Genomic DNA, 22,894 nt, shown 5'->3' with positions numbered 1-22,894 from the left:
GTATACAATCAAGAAGCACTTAATTACTTGATTTCATGGCAATACATCAAGGCCGATTACCTAGATTCCAGCGTGCGCAATACCATTTAGTCTCTTCTGGCCCCACTTCGACCAAAACACTACCAAATTTCGACAACCAGCGAGGATAAGGACCAGCCAATGCCACGAAGCTCACACCTAGTCTCGTTTCAATATTTTTTTTAACTTCAGCCAGTGGCTTCTTAATTAAGGCACCGACCATCAAAGCGCCCGAGTCGGGTAAGTTTACAAAGACCTCTTCCGCCGGATTACCGGCCAAATCGGCCTTTTGTGCATTAAACCATTCAGCCTCACCCCAAGTTCGTACTGGCTGATTCAGATATTGTCGAAAGTAATTGCGCCAGAATTCGGTGGACCATTCGCTGCGGCAAACCAGCGCATTTTCTACCTTATCGCCAAATGACTTGGGAGTGCAGCAGAAACTGCAGGCATAAAAAAAGCCACCAGCGAGCCGAGTAAAATCAGTGATTTCAATCGATTCATTGGTGGCTCCTCACATCAGTTTAAATTTATAGGGTTTAAACCAATGATGCGTGCTTAGCCGCTATTACGCAAACCTGCTGACACGCCATTAATTGTCAAATGCACGGCGTGGCGCAATTCTTCGCTGTCATCGCCCGCGCGAATGCGTTTTAGCAATTCAACTTGCAAGTGATTGAGCGGGTCCAGATAAGGCAAACGATTATCCAAGCTGCGTGCCAACATCGGGTTATCGCCCAACAGTTTTTCATGACCAGTAATGGCCAATACCGCATCGACCGAACGCTGCCATTCATCTTTAATGCGACCAAAAATGCGTTTAGCCACATCTTGATCTTGCACCAATTCTGAATAACGAGCTGCGATTGCAATATCCGATTTAGCCAACACCATTTCCATATTAGAAATGGTGGTCTGGAAGAACGGCCATGTTTTGTACAAGTGATTGAGGGTTTGCAAACCTTCATCACCCGCCTCAGCCAGATACTCGCTAATGGCCGCACCAAAACCATACCAACCTGGCAACATCAGACGACACTGCGACCATGAGAATACCCATGGAATCGCGCGCAAATCGGAAATGCTGCTGGTGTTTTTACGCGCAGACGGGCGAGAACCAATATTAAGGTTTGGAATCTCTTTGATCGGCGTTGCTTCAAGGAAATACGTAATAAAGTCAGGCGTCGCGTACACCAAGTCACGATAGAAACGATAAGCCGCGTTCGACAACCGCTCCATCAAAGCGCGACGTGGCATTGGATCGGTATCGTAGGGCACAGGGAAGCTGGCATCCAAAGTGGCAGCCACCAAGATTTCCAAGTTACGGCGACCGACTTCGCGATCCGCATACTTGGCTGTGATCACTTCACCTTGCTCGGTAATCCGAATCTGGCCATTCACTGAGCCCAGCGGCTGAGCCAAGATGGCGTCATAAGCAGGGCCACCACCGCGACCAACAGTACCACCGCGACCATGGAACAGGCGCAGTTTAATGCCCGCAGTTTTGAACACTTCAACCAAGGTCAACTCTGCTTTGTAGAGCTCCCAGTTTGAAGTCAAATAGCCACCGTCTTTATTCGAATCCGAATAACCCAACATTACTTCTTGCACATCCCCACGGCAAGTCAGCAATTGACGCCATTGTGGAATCGCAAACAATGCGGTCATGATCTCGCCACTGGCGCGTAAATCACCTGTGGTTTCGAACAAAGGAATGATATTGACTTTGCTACGTACGGTTGGCGCCAATGACACCAGACCCACATCGTTCAGCAAGACCGCCACTTCCAACATATCCGAAACTGATGCACAGTTGGAAATGATGTAGTTTGGCAATACCGCTTCACCGTAGCGCGCTTGAATTTCAGCCGCCGCCTTCAAGATATCCAGCTCTTGCTGAACATCTGGGCTGTATGAAACATCGTGCGGGCAAATCAGTGGACGTGGACTTGCCAATTCGCGCAGCAACACCACGCGACGGCTGTTTTCATCCAGCGACATGTATTCTTCAAGGCCTGCACGATTGAATAACTCGCTGATCATTTTTTCATGCAAACCAGCAAACTGGCGCATATCGATCGGAGCAAGGAAGAAACCAAATACCGACACAGCACGTTGCAGACGACGCAGACGACCACCGGCCAATTTAGCAGCGCCATGCGCTTTCAATGAACGAGCAATAATGGCCAAATCGGCTGCAAGTTGCTCTGCATTGTCGTACGGCTGAGCATGAGCCACATCACGCAATTGGTGATGGAAAGTGCCGATCTGAATCGCAGTTGCGAAAATACGCGACGTAATTGCTGTCACAGCCAAGCGATATGGCTCTTCAGTTTTACGCACTACATCATCAGTTGCAGTCGCTGCCAGCGCTGACAGATCTTGATCGACCTGAACCAAGCGTGTCGACATCGACAACTCGCTTTCGAGCTTCAAACATTGCTGATAGTAGTAATCAAGCGCAACACCTGCTTGGCGCGATACGGCATAGCGCATAACGTCAGCAGTCACAAATGGATTGCCATCACGGTCACCGCCGATCCAGCTACCGACTTGAATAAAATTGGGCAATGAAACTTGTTCGCCAGTCATTTCAGACAGGCGATCTTCCATATCTTGATACAGACGTGGAATCTCATGCAGGAAGGTATTACGGAAATAAGTTGCGCCGTTCTCGATCTCATCTTGTACGGTCAGCTTCACAGTACGAACTTCACGCGTCTGCCACAAAGTGAGCATGACACGTTCCATCGCCTCTTGATTGGCGGCGATTTCTTCTGGCGTCATTTGACTACGATCGCGCTGAGTCAGCAAATCAGCCAATGCACGGTGACATTCCAAAATCGTCTTGCGCTTTACTTCTGTTGGGTGCGCAGTCATTACTGGCGCAATCAATGTATCAGCCAACATCGCCAACATTTCTGATGGTTTTACATTGCGCTCAGACAATGTCTCGAGTACGGCAGCAATACTGCCACGTTGCGGTTTTGAACCCGCAATTTTGTGTACGCGACGACGGCGATTATGGTGCAAATCCTCTGCTATATTGGATAAGTGCGAGAAATAGCTAAATGCACGCACCAAAGCCATCGTGGTGGGCATATCCAAAATAGATAAAGAGCGCGCTAACGCCTTACCTGCTTCAGGGTCATGAGCCTGAACGTAGCGAAATGCAAGCTCACGGATCGATTCGATCTGCTCAGCAGTGGCCGAACCGGCCTGTTCGCGAATAGTGTCAGACAACAAGGCGGCGAGTAGGTCCAAATCACGCTTAAGCGGAAGATCCTTTTCAGCAAGAGGTTCGATCACAGACATGGCAATCCAATTTCGGCAAATTCAAGACGGAAAAATTTTGAGCATTCTACCAAAAACTCACAATCTCTGCCGCTGATTCAAGCAGAAACTTTCAACGGAAAATTTCATGGCTCGTTACCCTTTTAATTTGCTCAATGTTTTTGCTGAAAAAGCGCAAGCTGGCGACCCATTAGTCGTCTTCGATTTGGCGCAATGGCCCGACGAACACACCATGCAAATGCTGGCTTACCAGATGAATGGCAGCGAAACTGCCTTTGTAGAGCGATCAAGCGGAAAAACTCGCTTTTTTCATCCGCAATATGAACTCCCCTTTTCAGGCAAAGGGCTTTTGGGCGCAGCCGCCGTTTGTTTTACGCACCATATCAGCCCACAAATTCAGTTGCATTGCGCAACGGGTAGCTATCAGCTCAATCAACATTCCGATGGCATTACCTTAGTAAGCTCGGCAGGTCGAACTCGACCCGCATCCAGAGGGCAAGTCGAAATCGCACATGCACTGGGTATCGATGCACGTGAAATTCTCTCACCTCTGCAATTTGTCGACACCGGTGTCGAGCAGCTATTGGTGCAAGTTAAATCTCGCCAAACAGTACTCCAAGCCCATCCTCATCCAGCGTTACTGGCCGAATATGCAGAAAGCCCCAAACAAAATCCTCAAGCGGTGATTTGGAACGCCGATAACGACTTAATTACGCTGCGTAGCTTTGTTGCGGATCATTTTGGAATTTATGAAGATTTTGGCGCGGGCTCCGCGGCACTAAATTTAGGCAGCGCATATCTGGCACAAGGTGGGCGTTTACCCTTCAATATCAGGATCGAACAAGGCCACACCATACAAAGATTAATTAGCCGCCTATCCGTGATTTATCTACAAATTGATACAAAGCTGGATTTACATCTAAAGGGCAAAGTGATGCTTTTAGGGGCGGGAGAACTCACAACATAAGACAAATCTAATATTAAATAGTACCTTTCATAACAATCTTGAACTCTCGCTTGTTTGCCGCAGGAGCAATAAACATGTCATTAAAATTAAAAGCTTGGGCACTCTCTATCGGTGTCTTAATTGCACTCATTGCCGTCATGTTTGTGGGTTTAGGCACCATGCGCGAGATGAGCGCCAAAGACAATCGCGCCCGCATTGAACAATTGATGACCAGTACCTACCTCACCATTGTTCAACTTGAGAATATGGCCGCCAGTGGCAAGATTCCAGAAGACCAAGCCAAAGCCATTGCCACCCAGATTTTGCGCGAAAATAAATATCACAAATCTGAGTATGTCTATGTCACCGACGAAAAATTAAATTTTGTCGCCACCCCGCTCGACCCTCAATTGCACGGCACCAGCTTTAATGAATTTAAAGACTCGAAAGGCGGCAGCGTCGGCGCACTCGCTGTTGCGGCTCTGCAAAAATCTGGCGGCGCACTCACAGAATACCCTTGGACATCCGAGCGCGATGGCAAAGTGGTGGAACTGCTTTCAGTAGCGCAAAAAACGCCGCGCTGGGGTTGGATTGTTGGCAACGGTGTGAGCCAAGCCGAAGCGGATGCTCGCTTCTGGAGCGCAGCTCGCTGGGAAGTTATGATCTGTTTAGCCGTGGCAGCCATTGTGGCCTTCTTTATGCTCACCACCGTGCGTCGCATCCTCAAAGATTTGGGAGGCGAACCAGCTGAAGTACTTAAATTAGTGCAAGCGGTTGCCGACGGTAATTTGCAAGAAAGTCGTGAGCTTTCTAGCGCTTCACCTCAGAGTATCTATGGATCAGTCTTGCGGATGCGTGAATCATTGCGCAGCGTCTTAACCCAGCTTTCACAAGCCGTGACGACCTTACACCACACCAGCGATGACATCGTTTCGCGTGCGCAAGACAGCAACCGTCTGATCGAGGCGCAAGGTCACGCCGCCACGCGTATTGCACAAACCGCCGAGCATTTTGCTGAACAAACTCGCTCAGCAGCCGAACAAGCAACGACCGCGCGCCAGCAAAGCGAATCGGCCACACAGATTTCAGCCAAAGGCTTGAATGTCATTTCATCCGCAGTCAATCGGTTTGCCGATATTGAATTGGCCGTGGGCGATACACAAAGCAGTATTGATGATCTTGCTGATCGCGTAGCCAGTATTTCCGCCGTCATTGCGGTGATTCGCGATGTAGCCGATCAAACCAATTTGCTCGCGCTTAACGCCGCCATTGAAGCGGCACGCGCGGGGGATATGGGCCGTGGCTTTGCGGTAGTTGCCGATGAAGTTCGCAAACTCGCAGAACGTACCAGTGCCGCCACGCAAGAAATTGGCCAAACGATCACTGCAGTACAAGGCAGTGGTCAGAACGCCAAAAGCCGCATGGATGACATGTTTGTGCAATTGAAAGAAGGGATACGCCAAGCAAAAGAAGGTGGCGAAGCAGTTAAAGCGATTAGACATGAAACCGAGGCCACTTCCGTTGTAGTGGGCGCCATTGGTAATGCCCTATCCGAGCAAGTCGGAGCCAGCATGCAAATTCGCAATGATGTGGACGAAGTGGCTCAATCATCCAGCGGCACGATGTCCGCAGCCCAAGGCACGGTGGGTGCTGCGCAATCGATTAAATCTGTGTCCAGCCAGCTAGGCAGCTTGGTCCAGAAATTTAAACTATAAATTGCAGCATCATCTCTTCTGAAAAAAGCCTGCTGTTATAGCAGGCTTTTTTATTGCGGGGGACATTCCCCCGACTAAATACTCCCCCACCGTATACAATCAAGATTATATTTAATAATAAATCTCAGAGATATACCCGCCAAATAAAAAAGCCACGGCAAGATTACCGTGGCTTTCCCTATCCAGCTTCAACGTGATCCGAATATTGACTTAGTTTTTGATATTGGACACGTCGGTTGAGTTACCCACTACTGCTTCAGGTGGCAATGAACTTGGTTGCAAGACCCAATTGCGTGCTATTTCATAGAAAATCGTCAATAACACTGGGCCAATAAACACGCCCAACATACCAAAGGCCAGAGCGCCACCCAACACACCAAACAAGATCAGAATAAATGGCAGGTTGCTACCTTTACCAATCAGTATGGGTTTAATCACATTATCGGCTGAGCTCACGACAATTAACATCCACGCCGCCAAAAAGATTGACCAACCCACATCACCTTGATGATACAACCAAGCCGCTGCAGGCAAACCCAACAAAACAGGCCCACCCGGCAACAAAGCCATAATGAAGCTGGCAAAACCCAAGGACATCGCATTGGGGACACCCGCAATGACATATGCAATCCATGAAAGCAGCGCTTGCGCTACCGCGGTGCCCAAAAAACCATAGACTACGCCTTTGGTGGAATTCACTGACACCGCTAAGAGTTCGGTACTTCGCTCACCCGCAACCCGCTCCATCAGCCCCCGTACCCACTCGCGAATATGTTCACCATCTTGATAAATGAAAAATGCGATGAAAAGACTCATCAGCATCATCACCATGCCACCGCCGACTTGCCCCGCCAAAAAGATAACCCACTCGGTAACTGGACCAATAAAGCCACGGATCATCGCCATGGTTTTTGCATCATGTGCCCCCAAACCGACCCAGAACTCATTGACCTTTTCACCAACCAAAGGCAGGCCCGTTAACCAATCTGGCAGCGCAGGCCATCCAGCATCAAAGCTAGAACGCACTTGGTTAATAAAGTTGACACCCACATTTGCAAAATCGCTCGCTGCAATAATCACAGGCAGCAAAATAAATAAGCACAAGGTGAGCAACATTAAAATTGCCGCCAAAGCTCGGCGGCCGTTTAACTTTTCAACCAAATACAAATAGGGTTTCCAAGTACTCAGCACCAATATAGCGGCCCATAAACTGGCGGCCAAAAAGGGCTTCATGATAGAAAAAACTGTTAAACACAGTAAAAAGATAGCCCCCAGCGCCACCAGAGGCTCGATCAAATCGGAAGTTTTCAGTTTCATTGGGATGATTACAGCTAGAGAATTAGGTAGGCAGAGAATAGCGGAAAAAAAGGAATGCAAGGTGACAAACCGAGCTTGCAAAGTAATTAAGCCACATTAGAAATCAATCAGCAGAAGTCAGCGGCCTTGCCCTGCGCTCATTTTGGCCCGATACACCAAAAGCCCCATCATTTGCGATATATCCAGACGCACTTGCGGAGAATCCACCCGGCCAAAGCGATCAGAAAGTGCCTCGTGCACTTCGCAAGATAAATTAAACAACATGGGTTTTTCTGCCTCAGGGGCGCGGCTGAGATACAAATTAATTTCATCGACAATCTGATCTGCCAGCTCTTCTGGATAGGTCGCATTGGACGTCAAAATACGATCCAATAATCGAACCCCAATCACACCCAAACTTAATAATTGTATGGCCATAACCTAGCTCCAAGCCGCAGAAACCTTATAGTTCAATGTAGTGAGCAAAGCCTGATTTGGCACAACCATCCGTCTAACGGTAAAGCCATATTAGCCCCCATATAAGGTGTTTTGTTTAGCGACATGTCCCCTCGTTTGCCCTACAGTGCATGCTGCATTGCATCATTCAAGGACAGGACTTATGTGTGGAATCGTTGGCGCAGTATCAACCCGCAATGTTGTACCCATGCTCATCGAGGGCTTATCTCGCCTTGAGTATCGGGGCTATGATTCTAGCGGCATTGCCTTGGTGCTCAATCAAGCTAACAGCCCCGAATTTGAACGTGTTCGCGTGGCTGGGCGAGTCGCCGATCTGAACGCCAAGACCACCAATTCCACAGGACAAATTGGAATAGCCCATACTCGCTGGGCAACGCATGGTGCGCCCAATGAAGCCAATGCCCATCCGCATTTAGGCGGCAACGAGATCATGGTGGTGCATAACGGCATCATCGAGAATTTCGCCGACATCAAAAATGAACTCATTGCATTAGGCTATACATTCACGTCCGAAACAGACACCGAAGTCATTGCGCACCTGATTGCATATCAGCAAACACAGACCCCAACTTTTCTCGCCGCAGTTCAGGCCAGCATTCGGCAATTGCATGGTGCTTTTGCCATTGGTGTATTAAGCCTACAAAATCCAACTCAAGTAATTTGTGCCCGACAAGGCAGCCCGCTGGTCATTGGCTTGGGGTTTCAAGAGTTCTTTTTTGCCTCGGATATCGCGGCACTGCTCCCATTGACGCAAAAAATGATCTACCTCGAAGAAGGTGATATTGCGCTCCTGGATTATCAAAAAATACAGATTTGGGATAACACCGGCCTTGCCGTGATTCGCCAACCACGCATGCTCGATGTCTGTGCCGATTCGGCCGAGCTTGGCCCGTATCGGCATTACATGCAGAAAGAAATTTTCGAGCAGCCCACTGCAATTGCCAACACAATCAATCAAGCGCTAAGCCAAGGTTTTAACCCCGATCAATTTGGTGAACAAGCCCAGCAAATTTTACAGCAAGCCACCGCAATCCGAATCATCGCCTGCGGCACCAGCTACCACGCAGGGCTAGTCGCCAGATACTGGATAGAGGCATATACCGGTATGCCAGTCAGTGTGGATATTGCAAGCGAATACCGGTATAGCAACGGCCTAGAGCAACGTGGCACTTTGATCATCGCCATCTCGCAATCAGGCGAAACCGCCGATCTTCTGGCCGCGATCCGAAACGCCAAAGAACGCGGCGAAGTTAAAATTCTTGCCCTTTGCAACGTCGCCCACTCCACCTTAACCCGCGAAGCAGATCTGAGCATTTTGACCCAAGCAGGCATAGAGATTGGCGTAGCCTCAACCAAAGCCTTCACCACCCAACTTGCCGCACTGTATGTATTTGCCGGCTGCCTTGCCCAAGCACGATCCAGTTTAAGCGACGAAAAGCTTGCTGAATTGGCCAACTGGCTACCGCGGCTGCCCGCCATGATTAGCGCAGCACTCAGTCAAGAAAGTGAAATTGAAGGCTGGGCGCAAGCACTGAGCCACCACGCACATACGCTCTACCTAGGCCGCAACACCTTATTTCCGATCGCGCTGGAAGGCGCACTCAAACTCAAGGAAATTGCCTACATTCATGCCGAAGGCTATGCCGCAGGCGAATTGAAGCACGGCCCGCTCGCCCTCGTTGATGAAAATATGCCCGTCATCGTCTGCGCTGCCAACGACGCTTTATTTGAAAAACTCATGTCAAATCTACGTGAAGTTGAGGCGCGTGGTGGACAGATTTATCTGATCGCAGAACCGGGGTGCGAAGCGGCATTACCCTATGTAAAATCAGCCATCTTCTTACCCCTCAACACGGGTCCGCTGGCACCGATTGTATTTACTATTCCGCTCCAACTCTTGGCCTATCACACCGCCCACCGCAAAGGCACCGATGTGGACAAACCCCGCAATCTAGCCAAATCGGTCACGGTTGAATAGTTGGTATGGTAATTATTCCGACTATTGTGGGAGAACAAAATAGTTCTAAAATACACAAAATAATTCTAAATTATGACAACAAAGATCTAAAATACACAAAATAGTTGTAAATTCAGAGAGTCCAGCTATGCTAATGAAAAGCGTACTGGACTTTTTCATGTCGAAATCTCAACAAGCACTAACAGAGCTTCAGATAGCTCGCAGGATTAAAGACGGACGAGGCCAAGGATTTTGTCAAAACTATAAGCCTTGGCTATTTGTTCAAGATGTCCCATCACAGGGTAGATCGCACCGGGTTTTTTCCCAAAAAACAGGTCGTGTGCATCACCTACTATCAGACCTAGAGCTTGCGGTGTTGAGGCGCACTGAATATTGACCAGCAAACTGCGGTTTTGCGCAGTGAATTTTGACCAGGGTAACTAATCTCCAAGCTCATTCATCGAGCAAGGATTTTGAGGTGATTACCATGGCCACATTTGCTAAAGTTCGCCGCATGTATTTTCGCGACCAACTCTCGATCAGCGAGATTGCACGGCGCACCAGCTTAACGCGCAATACCATCAAGAAATGGCTACGTACCGACTCAGCTACCGAGCCGCGCTATCGACGCAAGTCTAGCCAAACCAAGCTGTCTCCCTTTATTCCTCAACTCGTTAAAGCATTACAAACCGATCTACATCGCCCCAAACGAGACCGGCGTACTGCCAAGGTATTGTTCCAGGAGCTAGTGACTGCGGGCTTTGGCGGCGATTACTCCCGAGTCACTGCGTTTATTCGTCACTGGCGCACGCAAACGATGGGGCATCACTTGAAGTCTGCATTTGTGCCACTGCGCTTTGCCTTGGGCGAGGCATTTCAGTTCGATTGGAGCGAAGAGCATGCATTCATTGGTGGTATTCATCGCAAAGTCTTGCTGGCCCACATGAAGCTGTGCGCGAGTCGCGCTTTTGCATTGATGGCGTATCCTAGCCAAAGCCATGAAATGCTGTTTGATGCGCATACTCGCGCCTTTCAGATGTTAGGGGGCGTGCCGCTGCGAGGGATTTACGACAACATGAAGACGGCAGTCGACAAGGTGCTGCCCGGCAAGGAACGCATCATCAACGCCCGCTTTCATGCGATGACTGCCCATTATCTGTTTGATACTGAGTTTTGCAATGTCGCCTCCGGCTGGGAGAAAGGTATTGTCGAGAAGAATGTACAAGACCGGCGCCGACACATCTGGCAAGCCGCATTGGCGCTCAAATTCGCGAGCTTTGACGAGCTCAATGCTTGGCTTGAGCAACAATGTCAGTTGGCTTGGCAGCAATTGCGTCACCCAGAGTATCCTGAGCTCACATTAGCCGAATTACGCCAAGATGAGCAGCTTCACATGATGCCATTTCCAGGTGCATTTGATGGTTACACCGAAGTCTTGGCGCGGGTATCAAGTACGTGTCTGATTACCTTCCAGCGCAATCGCTATTCAGTACCGTGTCATTGGGCCAATCAAATGGTGAGTGTGCGGCTATATCCCAGCCGTCTGGTTATCTATGCCGACCAGCAAGTGATCGCAGAGCATGTACGCAGCTTTGAGCGCAGTCAGACGTTTTATCACTGGCAACACTATCTTCCTTTGCTCGAGCAAAAGCCTGGCGCGTTGCGCAACGGAGCTCCGTTCAATGAAATGCCCGCAGATTTGCGGCAACTACAACAGCGCTTATTGCGCCATAAAGGCGGAGATCGCATCATGGCCAAGGTCTTGGGTTGTGTACCCAAATACGGCTTAGAAACCGTTCAGGTCGCCGTCGCGTTGATGCTTGAAACGGGCAAAGTCAGTGCTGAGCATGTCCTGAATGTGCTGGCCAGACTGCATGAAGCACCTCGGCCAGATGCCCTTGAAGTGGCATTGGCGCTGAATGAGCCACCACTGGCAGATAGCCAGCGCTACGATCAATTGCATCAAGGGTTGGGGGTGTCATGATGAAGTTGGATATTCAAGCCGAACTGAAGCGGCTCAAGCTGCATGGTATGGCCGCCACTTACGCTGAGCTGCAGCAAGCCAGCAGCAGTGGCACGATGGACATCCTCGATGCCAACCTCACGCAACTGATCGATGCGGAACATGCCGACCGACACGTACGCTCCATCAGCTATCAGATGCATTCGGCTCGTTTCCCGCATCATCGGGATCTCGCGGGCTTTGATTTTAGCCAGTCGAAAGTCGATGAACGTTTGATTCGTGTGTTGGCACAGGGTGAATACGTTCAGGCGGCACACAATATCGTCCTGATTGGTGGTACAGGAACCGGTAAAACCCACCTCGCCACTGCGCTGGGTGTTCATGGCATCCAGCAACATAGTTTGCGGGTTCGTTTCTATTCCACGTTGGAATTGGTCAGCCGATTAGAGCAAGAGAAAAGCAAAGGCAAGTTGGCCTATAGCTTAATGCATATGGATGTGGTCATTCTGGATGAGCTGGGCTATTTGCCATTCTCACAAGCGGGTGGCGCATTGCTGTTTCATTTGCTGAGTAAGCTGTACGAGCGCACCAGTGTGATTATCACGACGAATCTGACCTTTGCAGAATGGCCCACGGTCTTTGGCGACGCCAAACTCACCACGGCTTTACTCGATCGACTGACCCATCATTGCCACATTATTGAAACGGGGAATGAATCGTGGCGATTTAAGCAAAGCAGTGCGAATGCAAAATTGAAGATTCAAGAGCGAGAAAGACAAAAAGAACAGTTGCCCGAACGTGGGGAGTTGTTCTGAAGAAGTAGTAAAAAGCAGCAAAAGCCGATAGGCTAAAGAGGGTCGTACACGAGGGTGTACGGCAAAAATGCCTGGTCAAAATTCAACGCGCACAGCTGGTCAATATTCAGTGCGCCTCAACACTGGGCCCAGCAATTCAAACCGCAGCACAATCTGCGCAGTCTGAGCGTCCTGTATGGCTGGAGGTAACGGTGCGAGGCGATGATTATCTGTCTGACTTGCAACCACGCATTCAAGCCTTGACCGAAAGTTTGCCAGTTGAGGTACTACGCATACGGCGAGATCGCAGTGAAGTTGCTGCTAGGTTGCATGCTGAGGCTAAGGTCACCCTAGATGAACTTAGCCCAGATGAGGTTTTTGCCAAACGCCTTGAACAGGAAGACCTGCCCGAAGATCTGACTCAACAACTCAAACAACGTTACCAGAACATCGTTTCGCTACTTCGTGAGGAGCAGGCATGAAAATCCTCACCCTGCGCCTGAAAAACCTTAATTCGCTCAAGGGCGAGTGGAAGATTGATTTCACTCAGCCGCCCTTCAAGGACAACGGTTTATTTGCCATCACCGGCCCAACTGGAGCCGGTAAATCTACACTGCTCGATGCGATCTGCTTGGCGCTGTATCACGAAACACCACGGCTTAAGAATATTTCAGCCTCATCGAATGAAATCATGACGCGACACACAGCTGACTGCTTGGCCGAAGTGGAATTCGAAGTAAAGGGGCAAATTTATCGTGCATTCTGGAGTCAGCGGCGAGCACGCGACAAAGCCGATGGTGCTCTGCAAGCCCCCAAGGTTGAGTTGGCAGATGCTAATGGCACAATCCTAACTACCCACAGCAACGATAAACTCAAACGCATTGAAGCCATAACCGGTCTGGATTTTGGGCGCTTCACTAAATCAATGATGCTAGCCCAAGGTGGTTTTGCAGCCTTCCTGAATGCCAATGCTAATGAACGAGCAGAATTACTGGAAGAACTAACCGGTACCGATATCTACGGGCAGATTTCACAGCGCGTTTTTGAGCAAGCTCGTGATGCTAAGAGCACACTTGATCAGTTAAAAGCAAAAGCCGACGGTGTAGAGCTGCTTCCAGATGAAAAACGCCAAGCAATGCAAACAAGAATCGCCGAACTCACGGAGCAATTAGCCGTACTGCAAAGCGAACTCGGACAACTGCAACAGCTACGACAATGGCGCCTTCAGCTTTCTCAGGCAGAAAAGGCGACTCAGGAAGCGAAGCAAACAGTAGACACAGCAAGACTTGCACTAGAATCGGCGCAACCACAACTGTATCAGCTTGAACTCAGCGAGCCAGCAGAAGCCCTCCGCCCGACTTTTGCTGCATGGCAAGATGCAGACGGACGCCTCCACCATATCCAGTCCAGTTTGAGTGCTGTTCAGGAAGAACTGTCCAACGCTCGAAAACAATCAGTCACAGCCCATTGGCAGGCAAAGACAATTGCAGAAGAATTAGCGGCAAACGAGGCCAAGCTCTATGAAGGCTTCAAACACCACATTGAACAGCTGGAAGTCTGGCAGACCAAGCACGCCCACTTTGCAACTTTAGGTGAAAAGCTAAATGGGTGGCAGATTGAACACCGGCAGTTAGAGCTAAATCGACAAGCGATTCTGGACCTAGAGGCGCAACATCAGAAACAAAGCCAAACACAAGCCGAAGTTGCAACCCAAATTGTCAGCCAACGACTGAACCAGCAACAGGGCCAATCTCAGTGTGTAGAGAGTAATAATCTCGTCGAAGTTGCCGAGCAACAACTCAACCAGCTGTTGAACGGCAGTACTCTGCAAGCGCTACGTGAGAGCTGGCAACGCACACAGGGCCAGATGATCGCTTGGCAGCAAATCAGCTCTTTGGCCGAGCAACTGCGCCGGAACAGCAAGCAATGTAGCGATCAGGAAAGCCATATTGCGACAGCCAACCAGCAACTGACTGAGCTACAGACCGCGCTAGATACTGCTCGAAATAACTACCGACAACTTAAAGAACAGGCAGATGACAAGCGCAAGCTGCTACAGCAAGAGCAACGAATTCAGAGCCTAGAGTCCCACCGTGCGTCCTTAAAGCCAGGTGAGGCATGCCCATTATGCGGCTCTCCTGAACATCCCAGCGTTCAACGCTATCAGCAGCTCGATGTATCGGCCACTGCGCTCGCATTGCAGGAAAAAGACGCAGCACTGCAACAAGCTTTAGAAGGTGGCCAAGCGCTCAAAAGCCAGATCGACCAGCTCACCGGTAGCCTGGCACAGTACCAGCAAGTACTGGCTGGGCTGGTTCATACTCAACAAGAAATTCAAGTCAAATGGGATGCATCAGCTCCTGCTCTAGAGATAGCAGCAACGGCTTGGCAAGATCCCGAGTTGCTCACACAAGGACTAGAAAACAGTGCTCAGCAGGAAGCCGAGCTCAGAGCTGCACTTGAGCACACCGAGACGGCCCAGCAAGCTTTGATCAAAGCCCGCGAAAACAAGGCTGCTCATGATGCGCAGCTACAAGCTGCAGATACGCAATTGGCGCTACTTCAGCAAACCTATGATCAAGCTGTCCAGCGCATCAACGAGCTTGAGCAACAAATTGCCAAGGATGCAGCAGCTCAGCAACAAGCTACGATGGCGCTAAGCACCGCCATTAATGATTCAGGTTTTGCTCCCGCCGATGATATGAGTAGCTGGCTGGAAAGCCGCCAGCATGACTGGCAAACTTGGCAGGAAAAGCTACAAGCACTGCAACAACAAGCCAGCAATCTACAAAAGCAACAGCATCGTAGCGAGCAAGCGACTGGCCAGAAAATGGCTTGGCAAACGCGTTGGGAAAAACTGGCGGAACCTATTACACCGCAACGCTTGGACATCACAATCAGTGAATCAATGCTTATACAGTACACAGCAGAAGTCGAACGACTAACGACGCTAATCGCTACTTTGCAGGGTCAAGAAACGCAATTGGCTGCAGATAGGCAAACCCAGCAGCAAGTTTGCGAAGCCGCCAAAGCCAATAGGCTGGCGGCATTGGCGCAAAGCCCTTTTGCCGACCAAGCTGCCTTTACGCAAGCTCTGCTACCGACAGAAACCCGTCAACAGCTACTCGCTATGCGACAACAGCTACATCAAGCACTTGAACGCAGCAAAGCTGTGCAACAAACAGCGTCAGAGGCACTACTCCAACTACAAGTACAAGCCCTCACCCCGCATGACCTTACCGCGCTAGAGACACAAATCACAGCACTGGATACACAACGTCAAACCATTTCTGCGGAACAAGGTGCGCAACAGGCGCTGTTGCGCGACGACGCACAGCGCCGAGACAACCAAGCCGCCTTGTTCGAGCAAATTGCCGCGCAAGTTTCAGACGTAGATATCTGGCAACGACTCAATAGCTTGATTGGCTCCAAAGAAGGCGACAAATTCCGCAAATTTGCCCAAGGGCTGACACTAGACCACCTGATGCATCTAGCAAACAGGCATCTTGAAAGGCTGCACGGACGCTATTTGCTTCAGCGTAAATCTATAGGTGAGCTGGAGTTAGAAATTTCAGACACTTGGCAGGGAGATATAACACGAGATACTCGGACCTTATCCGGAGGCGAAGGGTTTCTAGTCAGTCTAGCTCTTGCCCTAGCATTATCGGATCTTGTCAGCAATAAGACATCTATTGATTCACTATTCTTGGATGAAGGGTTTGGCACGTTAGATGGTGAGGCACTCGAAACTGCTCTAGATGCACTAGATACGATGAATGCCAGCGGAAAGACAATAGGAATTATTAGCCATATAGATGTATTAAAAGAGCGAATATCATTACAAATAAAAATCATCAGATCAAATTACGAAGGAAATTCATCAGTAAATATTCAGCATCAATAAACACCAAAAAAATCTAAAACCACGAAACAACTAAAGCAATTCCACTGCTTGGCTAAGAGCCTAACTAAGCACAGAAAGATATCGATCACTATAAGACTACAAGGACTGAGATATGATTAGAAAAATAAAATCTATTAGCAATCTGGGAGTTTTTAAAGGTTTCGAATGGGATACGGAAGTTCGTGAAGAAAATGGAAAAACCACTCCTTTTCAAGATATTAATGTGATTTATGGCAGGAACTACTCCGGCAAGACAACTCTTTCACGCATTATACGTGCATTAGAAACGGGTGTATTATCTGATAAATACGAAAATCCATCATTCAGCATCACTTTAGATGACAACTCTCAAGTAACACAAGCGGCACTAAAAAATCACACAAAAACCATTCGAGTATTTAATGAAGACTTTATTCGTGACAATTTACGCTTTATAGTAAACCCTGATGAAAACATTGAATCATTTGCTATCCTTGGTGACGATAACAACAAGATCGAACAAGAAATAGCAGAGCTTGAATTAGAACTTGGCTCAAACGAAATAGCTAACGAAACAGGACTCTATGCTCAATTGAGTTCAGCCAAAACGGCCAGCGGCATAGCATCACAACAGCATCAGTCGGCCAAGGATGCCCTAGAAACTCAACTAAGTAGTAAAGCAACAGATAAAAAAATAGGGATAAAATACAAGTCGGAACGCTTTGGCGATCAAAACTACACGATACAGAAGTTGAAGGGAGATATCTCATTAGTTCAAGCTACAGATTATCACCCTCCTTCAGAAGAACAGCTAACACAATACGAAAAACTAATTTTAGAAACTGCTCTTCAACCAATTCCTCACTTCACGGCACCTAACACTAAATTCCAAAGCCTAGCAGCGCAAACCGAAGTACTTGTCACTAAGAAGATCAGCGAATCAAACAAAATTGAAGAATTGGTAAAAAATGCAGTCCTGCACAGATGGGTCAATGAAGGCCGAGCACATCACAAGGACAAATTCAATCAGTGCCTATTTTGTGACAGTACAATTTCCGCGGACCGCTGGGCAGTACTAGATAAACATTTTGACGAAGAGTCGAATCAGCTTGAGAAAAATATTGATGCACTAATAGTACAGATTGAGGACGAAAAAAAATCCATCAGCTCGGCCTTATCGATTGATAAAAATCTTTTCTACTCAAAATATCACCAAGAATTAAGCGATCTGGATATTCATTAAAAGAGGCCATCAAAAATTACACACAATCATTGGATTTGTTAATTTTCCAGCTAACGTATCGAAAAGAAAACATTCTAAGCTCCAGAACTTTTGAAGCTCCAGTAGAGGCTACAGATCATTTATTATCCATTTGGGATAATTACAAGGCACTTTGCGAGAAATCTGATGGTTATACAACCATGTTGGCTCGCGATCAGAAATCGGCCAAAGATAAGCTACGTCTAAAGGAAGTTTCAGACTATCTGATCACTATCGAATACGACAAACAACAATCCACCATCGTAGAGTTACAAGGAAAAAAGCACAGAATCAATACAAGCAGTCAGTCAAATCAATGCCAAAGTCCTCGAAAAAACTAACGAGATTGCATCGAAAAAGCGCGAGCTGAACGACGAAGAGAAGGTGCGATAAAGGTCAATGAGTATTTGAATAATTTCTTCGGGCATAGATTTCTCAAACTCAAAGCCGAACAGGAACAGGGGGAGGGAGCAAAACGAGTACGCTTCGAGGTGATTCGTGACAACAAGAAAGCTCATCACCTAAGTGAAGGTGAATGTAGCCTACTTGCTTTTTGTTACTTTTTGGCAAAGCTCGACGATATCGCCACACGAGATACCAAACCAGTCATTTGGATTGACGACCCCATTTCGTCTCTAGATGGAATCACATCTTTTTTATTTACAGCCTGCTAAACACCGAGATCGTCTCTACCAAAAAATTCTCTCAGCTCTTTATATCAACCCATAATCTTGATTTTCTGAAATACCTTAAGCGCCTTGGCGGAAAATATTCCGACAACGATGGCAAACTTAAAGACTATCAAAAGGGTTATTTCGTCGTTGCCCGCAAAGATAGAATATCGACAATTGCGATCATGCCAAAATATCTCAAAGAGTTTGTCACAGAATTCAATTACTATTTCAACAAATACATAAGTGCGCATCCATTGAGTCAGTTGACGACACTAATTATGTAATATTTTATAATTTTTCAAACAATGCCAGAAATTTTTTGAAATTTATTTGTATTACAAATACCCCGATCAAGGAATGAACGAAGGTACGCTGCGCCTATTTTTTGGTGAAGATAAAATCCCTGCGGTGTTAATTGACAGAATCAATAATGAATACTCCCATCTTGCGGGAGTATTTGAGCGTGGAGCAACCCCGTAGAAGTTCCCGAATGCAGAGCGCTGCAAAGCTCATTATTTGAACGACTTAAGCAAGACTCCGAGCATATTCATCGTTGCTTAAGAGCATCGGGGGCAACAGAGGCGCCAGCAGTTCAAGAAGCCACTCTCGCAGAGAAACTGGGAGCTGAATGATGGCGCTTCCAGCCTAAAGTTATGAAAGACGCTAGATGAGTGACATGATGGCATGTCAATAAAAGGGGAGTCTAAAGTTTCAGGTGGTTTAATTTGCAAATTTGAATAGGCAGCCCCTCCTAACCTTGGAGAAATACTACAAGGCTCGGGGGGTATGACCTAAGTAGAAAGCCCGCGTAAGCGGGCTTTTCTGTGCTGCTTTATGTGTCGTCGAATGCAGGCTTATGTGTCGATAATGCAAACTTATCTGTCGTTCGACGCTGACCTTTAATAGCTCCGCAGTCTTTTCAGGAATTTATTCGGAACTTTGGCTACACAAAAATTCGGAAACTATGCCTATAAAATTCGGAACTATGGTAGAACTCACAAATTAGAAAAGCAACAATTAATCCCAGCTCAACGCCCCACCCGTCTGATACTCCGTCACCCGAGTCTAAAAGAAATTTTTTCTCTTTCTTCAAGTCAATCATTTCACTCATCCATGGGAATGGATTCGTTACACCAGGGAACAACTCGTTCAGGCCAATTTGCTGCATCCGACGATTGGCGATGAAACGCAGGTATTCTTTAAATTGCGCGGCATTCAGACCCATACGCCGCGTGGCATAGTGTCTTCGGCGTAGGCGTATTCGAGCTCAACGGCTTGCTTGAATAGCTCGACTCTGTCCACTCTGGGTTTTCCATTTTGATCGTGTTGATTCGTTGCAGTGCGGATTTGTTTGGGCTCGGCAGCACCGTCATTTTGTTTTGACGACCGAGCGCAGGATTTGTACGAAGCCAACGTAGAGAACAGGCCTTCCATAATGCAGGCCGATGATCGAGCGCAACAGGGCTTGGTCGGTGGCCAAGGTGCCGGTTTTGAACGCGGGTCGGTCAATACGTCGATAAATGGCATCAGAAATGATCTTTATCGCGATTTTTGACTTCGTTGTAGGCGTTGAAGACTTCGCCTTCGTCCAGACCCAATGATTCAACAATGTATTGATGTGGGTGTGAATCTTCGTCAAACGCTTGGCGCAGCTGCGGCTTGGCGGTACAGCACGCGAGGCTGTCGGCGGTCACAAAGAAGCCCAGATTGCGTTTGACCACGCGCATTTCGTCTTCGATAACTGGCCGGTTTTCCATTGCTCGATGTCGCGCTGCATGTTCACTTCTTGCGGCATCCAGTGGTTGCACACTGGGCGAGGTATTTTTCCCAGGCCCATTTGTGTTTGAATGGCACGAGCTGATTGACGTCGGTGGTGCCGTTGATGACGCGTTTGTCATCGGCGGTGATGCGCGGCGGAATGGCGTTGGTGGCCACTTTTGGTGCGGCAGGAATGGCGTTCGCCTGAGCTGGCGCGGGTGCGGCTGGGCGGTCGAGAACGTCATCGTCAAAACTGAGCATGGCTACTTTCCTTTTAATACATTTTGAATATGTGCTGGCAATGCTTATTGGCTGCCGAGCAGTTGTTGCTGAATATTGCTGGTGTCGGTGAGTTGATAGCGTTTTTGCAAATCAAACATATCGCGTTTGAATTCGTTGCTAAAAGTCACACTCGATTGAAAATTGATATTGAGGTTAAGGCTACCGAGGTAGCTGACCTCACCGGCACGAACGCTAAATTTTTGCTGTACGGGCACATTGAAATATTCGCTGGTATCAAAACCCAGCATCGAATTGCTGTGGCGAGACCAGCTTCCCGTAATATTGCTCACCGTGTATTCACCCGCAGGCAAACTCAGCAAGTACACTCGACCTGCGGGGCTAGGCTCGCTACCTGGTGCGTTAATGATGTCGGTCATGATCCGTGCATAGAGGTAATTGGCCCCTTGCGCGCCTTGCACAAATACCGTGGCGTCGCTGGTGTCACGGTCGAGTGATTGCAGGCTCATCGACATAAGCACCACGCCATTGCCTGGGATAGGTGCAATGCGGCCTTGAAACAATCTGCTCGGCGGCCCGCTTTTGCCCTGTCATTGTGCTGCTACATGCGGCGAGCATCAGGACGAAAACCAGACTCAACATCCGTTTCATGTAAAGCCTCCGATTAGGCATTGAGCGCTTGGCTGATTTGATCTTGCCAGTGCGCTTTTTGGTCTGCGGTGAGCCAGCTCGCTTCAAAGCTATTGCGGATCAACTGCACAATCTCGTCTTGCGATAGATCGAGCGCTGCGCGACAGGCGAGTAAATTGGTGTTCAGATAACCACCAAAATACGCCGGATCATCCGAATTGACCATCGCACACAGACCTGCGGCCAGCAGCTCGCGTAGATTGTGCTCGGCCAAATCGTTCACCACACAGAGCTTCAGATTCGACAGCGGGCAAACGGTGAGCGGAATGCGCTCGGCGGCGAGCCGTTTCACGAGTTCCGCGTCTTCAGTACAGCGCACACCGTGATCAATGCGGCGCGATTTAAGCAAATCAAGCGCTTCCCAAATATAGCTGGCTGGCCCCTCTTCACCCGCATGCGCCACGGCGGGCAAACCCAGCTCGGCGCAACGCGCAAACAGGCGTGCAAATTTGCTGGGCGGGTGGCCCAATTCGCTGGAATCCAAACCCACACCGTCAATCTGCGCCAGATACGGCATCGCCTGCTCTAGCGTGGCAAAGCCGTCTTCCTCGCTCAAATGACGCAGGAAGCACATGATCAGCCTAAAGCTAATACCAAGTTGCGCCTCGCCGTCGAGCAAAGCGCGGCGGATGCCGTTGAATGACACGGCAAAATCAATGCCGCGCGCAGTATGCGTTTGCGGATCGTAAAAATCTCGGTGTGAACGATATTGTCCGCTTTGGCGCGCAGTAAATACGCCCAAGTCAGATCGTAAAAATCCTGCTCGGGTAATCAGCACCCGACGCACCGGCGTAATACAGATCAAGGAAAGACTGCAATCTATCAAACTGATACGCCGCTCGCACCGCCTCGACATCGGCATACGCAAAGCCACGCCATTGCGCGCAGCAAGCGCAAACATCATCTCAGGCTCGAGCGAGCCTTCGATGTGCAAATGCAGCTCGGTTTTAGGCAAGCGCGTGATCAGGGTATCGAGCGGGTGTTGGGGCACAATCATTCCTTAGTTTTAAGCAAAAACACGCTGGCAGCGTTAATCGGCCTCGCTGTACACCATGTACTATCATCGGCCTCATGCCTTGCCAGCGCGCTTTTGCGCCAATATATTCAATCGGGATCACCGATATTTAAGATGACTCGACGAACCATCTTAAATATCGGCGCCGCCATGCGGCACCGAGGTATATCAATACAAGCCAAACCCGGCATTATCTACAGACCTATACCCACATTAGCAGCAAGATGGTGGGTTACGTCCTTCGGCCTAACCCACCCTACGGCAGCGCCGCGATGATTGGGCTGGGGCTTTTATCCACGTGTAGCGAAAACCGCGGCGAGGAGAGAGACAAACAGTTTCACCGTTTGGCTCACGACGAAGCAAGGGCAGCGCGGAGCGCTTTTCGCCCGGGTCGCCTTTCTTTGCGTACTTACTTTGGCGAGGCAAAGAAAGTACGTCCCCGCGGAAGGCGGCAACTCCAGTCAAGAGAACCGCTTCAAATTCAATTAGCCAATACTCTTCCATCTCGCGATATTTAAAATAACTGCCACAATCATTTTAAATATCGCTACCGAATAGCGGCAGCGATGGGTATCTCTTGCAAAAGCAATCAGCAGAACTAGGTCAAGCAAATACCTAATTAGGTATTTGCTTGAAGCCCATGATTACTGGCACGCCTCGCAATCTGGATTATCAATCGAGCAGAACTTCGCATCCGTCGCTGGCGTGCTATCCACCGCCGCCGCAGCCGTAATCACGGCTTGCGCTTGCGCTGCTGCATAGCCACCATCCCACTGGCACCGCGTTCAACTCGCCACCACGACCGGTTGATTTCTCAGCCGCCGTTGCTGCCAGCGTGCGCAGGTAGTAAGTGGTTTTCAGGCCGCGCAACCAAGCGTGTTTGTACAACTCGTCCAGTTTCTTACCTGAGGCA

At 48.8% G+C, this 22,894-nt stretch carries 14 protein-coding genes and 4 pseudogenes; 10 read left to right on the top strand and 8 right to left on the bottom strand.

What is annotated here, in order from left to right:
* Positions 1–46: 46 nt before the first annotated feature.
* Complete coding sequence (locus tag HQ393_RS17415) at positions 47–298, bottom strand: hypothetical protein (RefSeq protein ID WP_179358574.1); 252 nt, start codon at positions 296–298, stop codon at positions 47–49.
* Positions 299–576: 278 nt separating this feature from the next.
* Positions 577–3,333, bottom strand: a complete 2,757-nt coding sequence (gene ppc, locus HQ393_RS17410; protein WP_179358308.1) for a phosphoenolpyruvate carboxylase — start codon at positions 3,331–3,333, stop codon at positions 577–579.
* A 106-nt stretch (positions 3,334–3,439) separates the two neighbouring features.
* On the opposite strand from ppc, the gene HQ393_RS17405 reads away from it, so the two are divergent.
* Both HQ393_RS17405 and HQ393_RS17400 read left to right on the top strand, forming a co-directional pair.
* Positions 3,440–4,279, top strand: coding sequence for a PhzF family phenazine biosynthesis protein (locus HQ393_RS17405; protein WP_179358309.1), 840 nt, complete (start codon positions 3,440–3,442; stop codon positions 4,277–4,279).
* 74 nt (positions 4,280–4,353) lie between these two features.
* Positions 4,354–5,973 carry a methyl-accepting chemotaxis protein gene (locus tag HQ393_RS17400; RefSeq protein ID WP_179358310.1) on the top strand — a complete coding sequence of 540 codons (1,620 nt, stop codon included), beginning with the start codon at positions 4,354–4,356 and terminating at the stop codon, positions 5,971–5,973.
* Between the two features lie 210 nt (positions 5,974–6,183).
* Here the strand turns inward: HQ393_RS17400 and HQ393_RS17395 are convergent, their stop codons facing one another.
* Positions 6,184–7,290: an AI-2E family transporter gene (locus HQ393_RS17395; protein ID WP_179358311.1), complete on the bottom strand. Its 1,107-nt coding sequence runs from the start codon at positions 7,288–7,290 to the stop codon at positions 6,184–6,186.
* Between the two features lie 117 nt (positions 7,291–7,407).
* The gene (locus HQ393_RS17390) at positions 7,408–7,707 is read right to left on the bottom strand and encodes a hypothetical protein (RefSeq protein WP_179358312.1); all 300 of its coding nucleotides are present in this window, start codon (positions 7,705–7,707) and stop codon (positions 7,408–7,410) included.
* Positions 7,708–7,888: 181 nt separating this feature from the next.
* Here HQ393_RS17390 and glmS point away from each other — a divergent pair, with 181 nt between their 5' ends.
* The 8 genes and pseudogenes from glmS to HQ393_RS18070 all read left to right on the top strand — a co-directional run bounded on the left by glmS (position 7,889) and on the right by HQ393_RS18070 (position 18,562).
* Positions 7,889–9,724, top strand: coding sequence for a glutamine--fructose-6-phosphate transaminase (isomerizing) (gene glmS / locus HQ393_RS17385; RefSeq protein WP_179358313.1), 1,836 nt, complete (start codon positions 7,889–7,891; stop codon positions 9,722–9,724).
* A gap of 157 nt (positions 9,725–9,881) precedes the next feature.
* Positions 9,882–10,097 (top strand): annotated as a pseudogene (locus tag HQ393_RS17850) (hypothetical protein); the annotation flags it as partial.
* A gap of 93 nt (positions 10,098–10,190) precedes the next feature.
* Positions 10,191–11,687, top strand: a complete 1,497-nt coding sequence (istA, locus tag HQ393_RS17380; protein WP_179354847.1) for an IS21 family transposase — start codon at positions 10,191–10,193, stop codon at positions 11,685–11,687.
* Complete coding sequence (istB, locus tag HQ393_RS17375; protein WP_179358424.1) at positions 11,687–12,481, top strand: IS21-like element helper ATPase IstB; 795 nt, start codon at positions 11,687–11,689, stop codon at positions 12,479–12,481. Before istA ends, istB begins: the two co-directional genes overlap by 1 nt.
* 71 nt (positions 12,482–12,552) lie before the next feature.
* Entirely contained in the window at positions 12,553–12,942 is a 390-nt protein-coding gene (locus HQ393_RS17370; RefSeq protein WP_179358425.1) for an exonuclease SbcCD subunit D C-terminal domain-containing protein, read from the top strand.
* On the top strand, positions 12,939–16,364 hold the full coding sequence (locus HQ393_RS17365; protein WP_179358063.1) for an AAA family ATPase: 3,426 nt from the start codon (positions 12,939–12,941) through the stop codon (positions 16,362–16,364). Before HQ393_RS17370 ends, HQ393_RS17365 begins: the two co-directional genes overlap by 4 nt.
* Before the next feature lie 112 nt (positions 16,365–16,476).
* Positions 16,477–17,586 carry an AAA family ATPase gene (locus tag HQ393_RS17845; RefSeq protein WP_246308022.1) on the top strand — a complete coding sequence of 370 codons (1,110 nt, stop codon included), beginning with the start codon at positions 16,477–16,479 and terminating at the stop codon, positions 17,584–17,586.
* Positions 17,587–18,011: 425 nt separating this feature from the next.
* Positions 18,012–18,562: pseudogene (locus tag HQ393_RS18070) on the top strand (AAA family ATPase).
* Between the two features lie 733 nt (positions 18,563–19,295).
* On the opposite strand, the pseudogene HQ393_RS17355 reads toward HQ393_RS18070, so the two are convergent.
* The 4 genes and pseudogenes from HQ393_RS17355 to HQ393_RS17340 form a co-directional block, all read right to left on the bottom strand.
* Positions 19,296–20,297 (bottom strand): annotated as a pseudogene (locus tag HQ393_RS17355) (ribonucleotide-diphosphate reductase subunit beta).
* Between the two features lie 44 nt (positions 20,298–20,341).
* A complete protein-coding gene (locus tag HQ393_RS17350; RefSeq protein WP_179358573.1) occupies positions 20,342–20,791 on the bottom strand; it encodes a hypothetical protein in 450 nt (149 codons plus the stop codon).
* 149 nt (positions 20,792–20,940) lie between these two features.
* Entirely contained in the window at positions 20,941–21,957 is a 1,017-nt protein-coding gene (gene add / locus HQ393_RS17345; RefSeq protein ID WP_179358572.1) for an adenosine deaminase, read from the bottom strand.
* A 735-nt stretch (positions 21,958–22,692) separates the two neighbouring features.
* Positions 22,693–22,894 (bottom strand): annotated as a pseudogene (locus HQ393_RS17340) (hypothetical protein); the annotation flags it as partial.

Origin of the sequence: Chitinibacter bivalviorum (assembly GCF_013403565.1) — a bacterium.
Classification (GTDB): Bacteria; Pseudomonadota; Gammaproteobacteria; order Burkholderiales; family Chitinibacteraceae; genus Chitinibacter; species Chitinibacter bivalviorum.
The sequence above is the reverse complement of the archived record's forward strand: the minus strand, read 5'-3'. Positions and strand labels throughout refer to the sequence as shown.

What these genes read in the sequence shown, in the direction of transcription:
- HQ393_RS17390 (WP_179358312.1), bottom strand. Translation starts at nt 7,707, where the DNA reads ATGGCCATACAATTATTAAGTTTGGGTGTGATTGGGGTTCGATTATTG.
- glmS (WP_179358313.1), top strand. Translation starts at nt 7,889, where the DNA reads ATGTGTGGAATCGTTGGCGCAGTATCAACCCGCAATGTTGTACCCATG.
- HQ393_RS17400 (WP_179358310.1), top strand. Translation starts at nt 4,354, where the DNA reads ATGTCATTAAAATTAAAAGCTTGGGCACTCTCTATCGGTGTCTTAATT.
- istB (WP_179358424.1), top strand. Translation starts at nt 11,687, where the DNA reads ATGAAGTTGGATATTCAAGCCGAACTGAAGCGGCTCAAGCTGCATGGT.
- istA (WP_179354847.1), top strand. Translation starts at nt 10,191, where the DNA reads ATGGCCACATTTGCTAAAGTTCGCCGCATGTATTTTCGCGACCAACTC.
- HQ393_RS17350 (WP_179358573.1), bottom strand. Translation starts at nt 20,791, where the DNA reads ATGTCGATGAGCCTGCAATCACTCGACCGTGACACCAGCGACGCCACG.
- HQ393_RS17395 (WP_179358311.1), bottom strand. Translation starts at nt 7,290, where the DNA reads ATGAAACTGAAAACTTCCGATTTGATCGAGCCTCTGGTGGCGCTGGGG.
- HQ393_RS17405 (WP_179358309.1), top strand. Translation starts at nt 3,440, where the DNA reads ATGGCTCGTTACCCTTTTAATTTGCTCAATGTTTTTGCTGAAAAAGCG.
- ppc (WP_179358308.1), bottom strand. Translation starts at nt 3,333, where the DNA reads ATGTCTGTGATCGAACCTCTTGCTGAAAAGGATCTTCCGCTTAAGCGT.
- HQ393_RS17845 (WP_246308022.1), top strand. Translation starts at nt 16,477, where the DNA reads ATGATTAGAAAAATAAAATCTATTAGCAATCTGGGAGTTTTTAAAGGT.
- HQ393_RS17365 (WP_179358063.1), top strand. Translation starts at nt 12,939, where the DNA reads ATGAAAATCCTCACCCTGCGCCTGAAAAACCTTAATTCGCTCAAGGGC.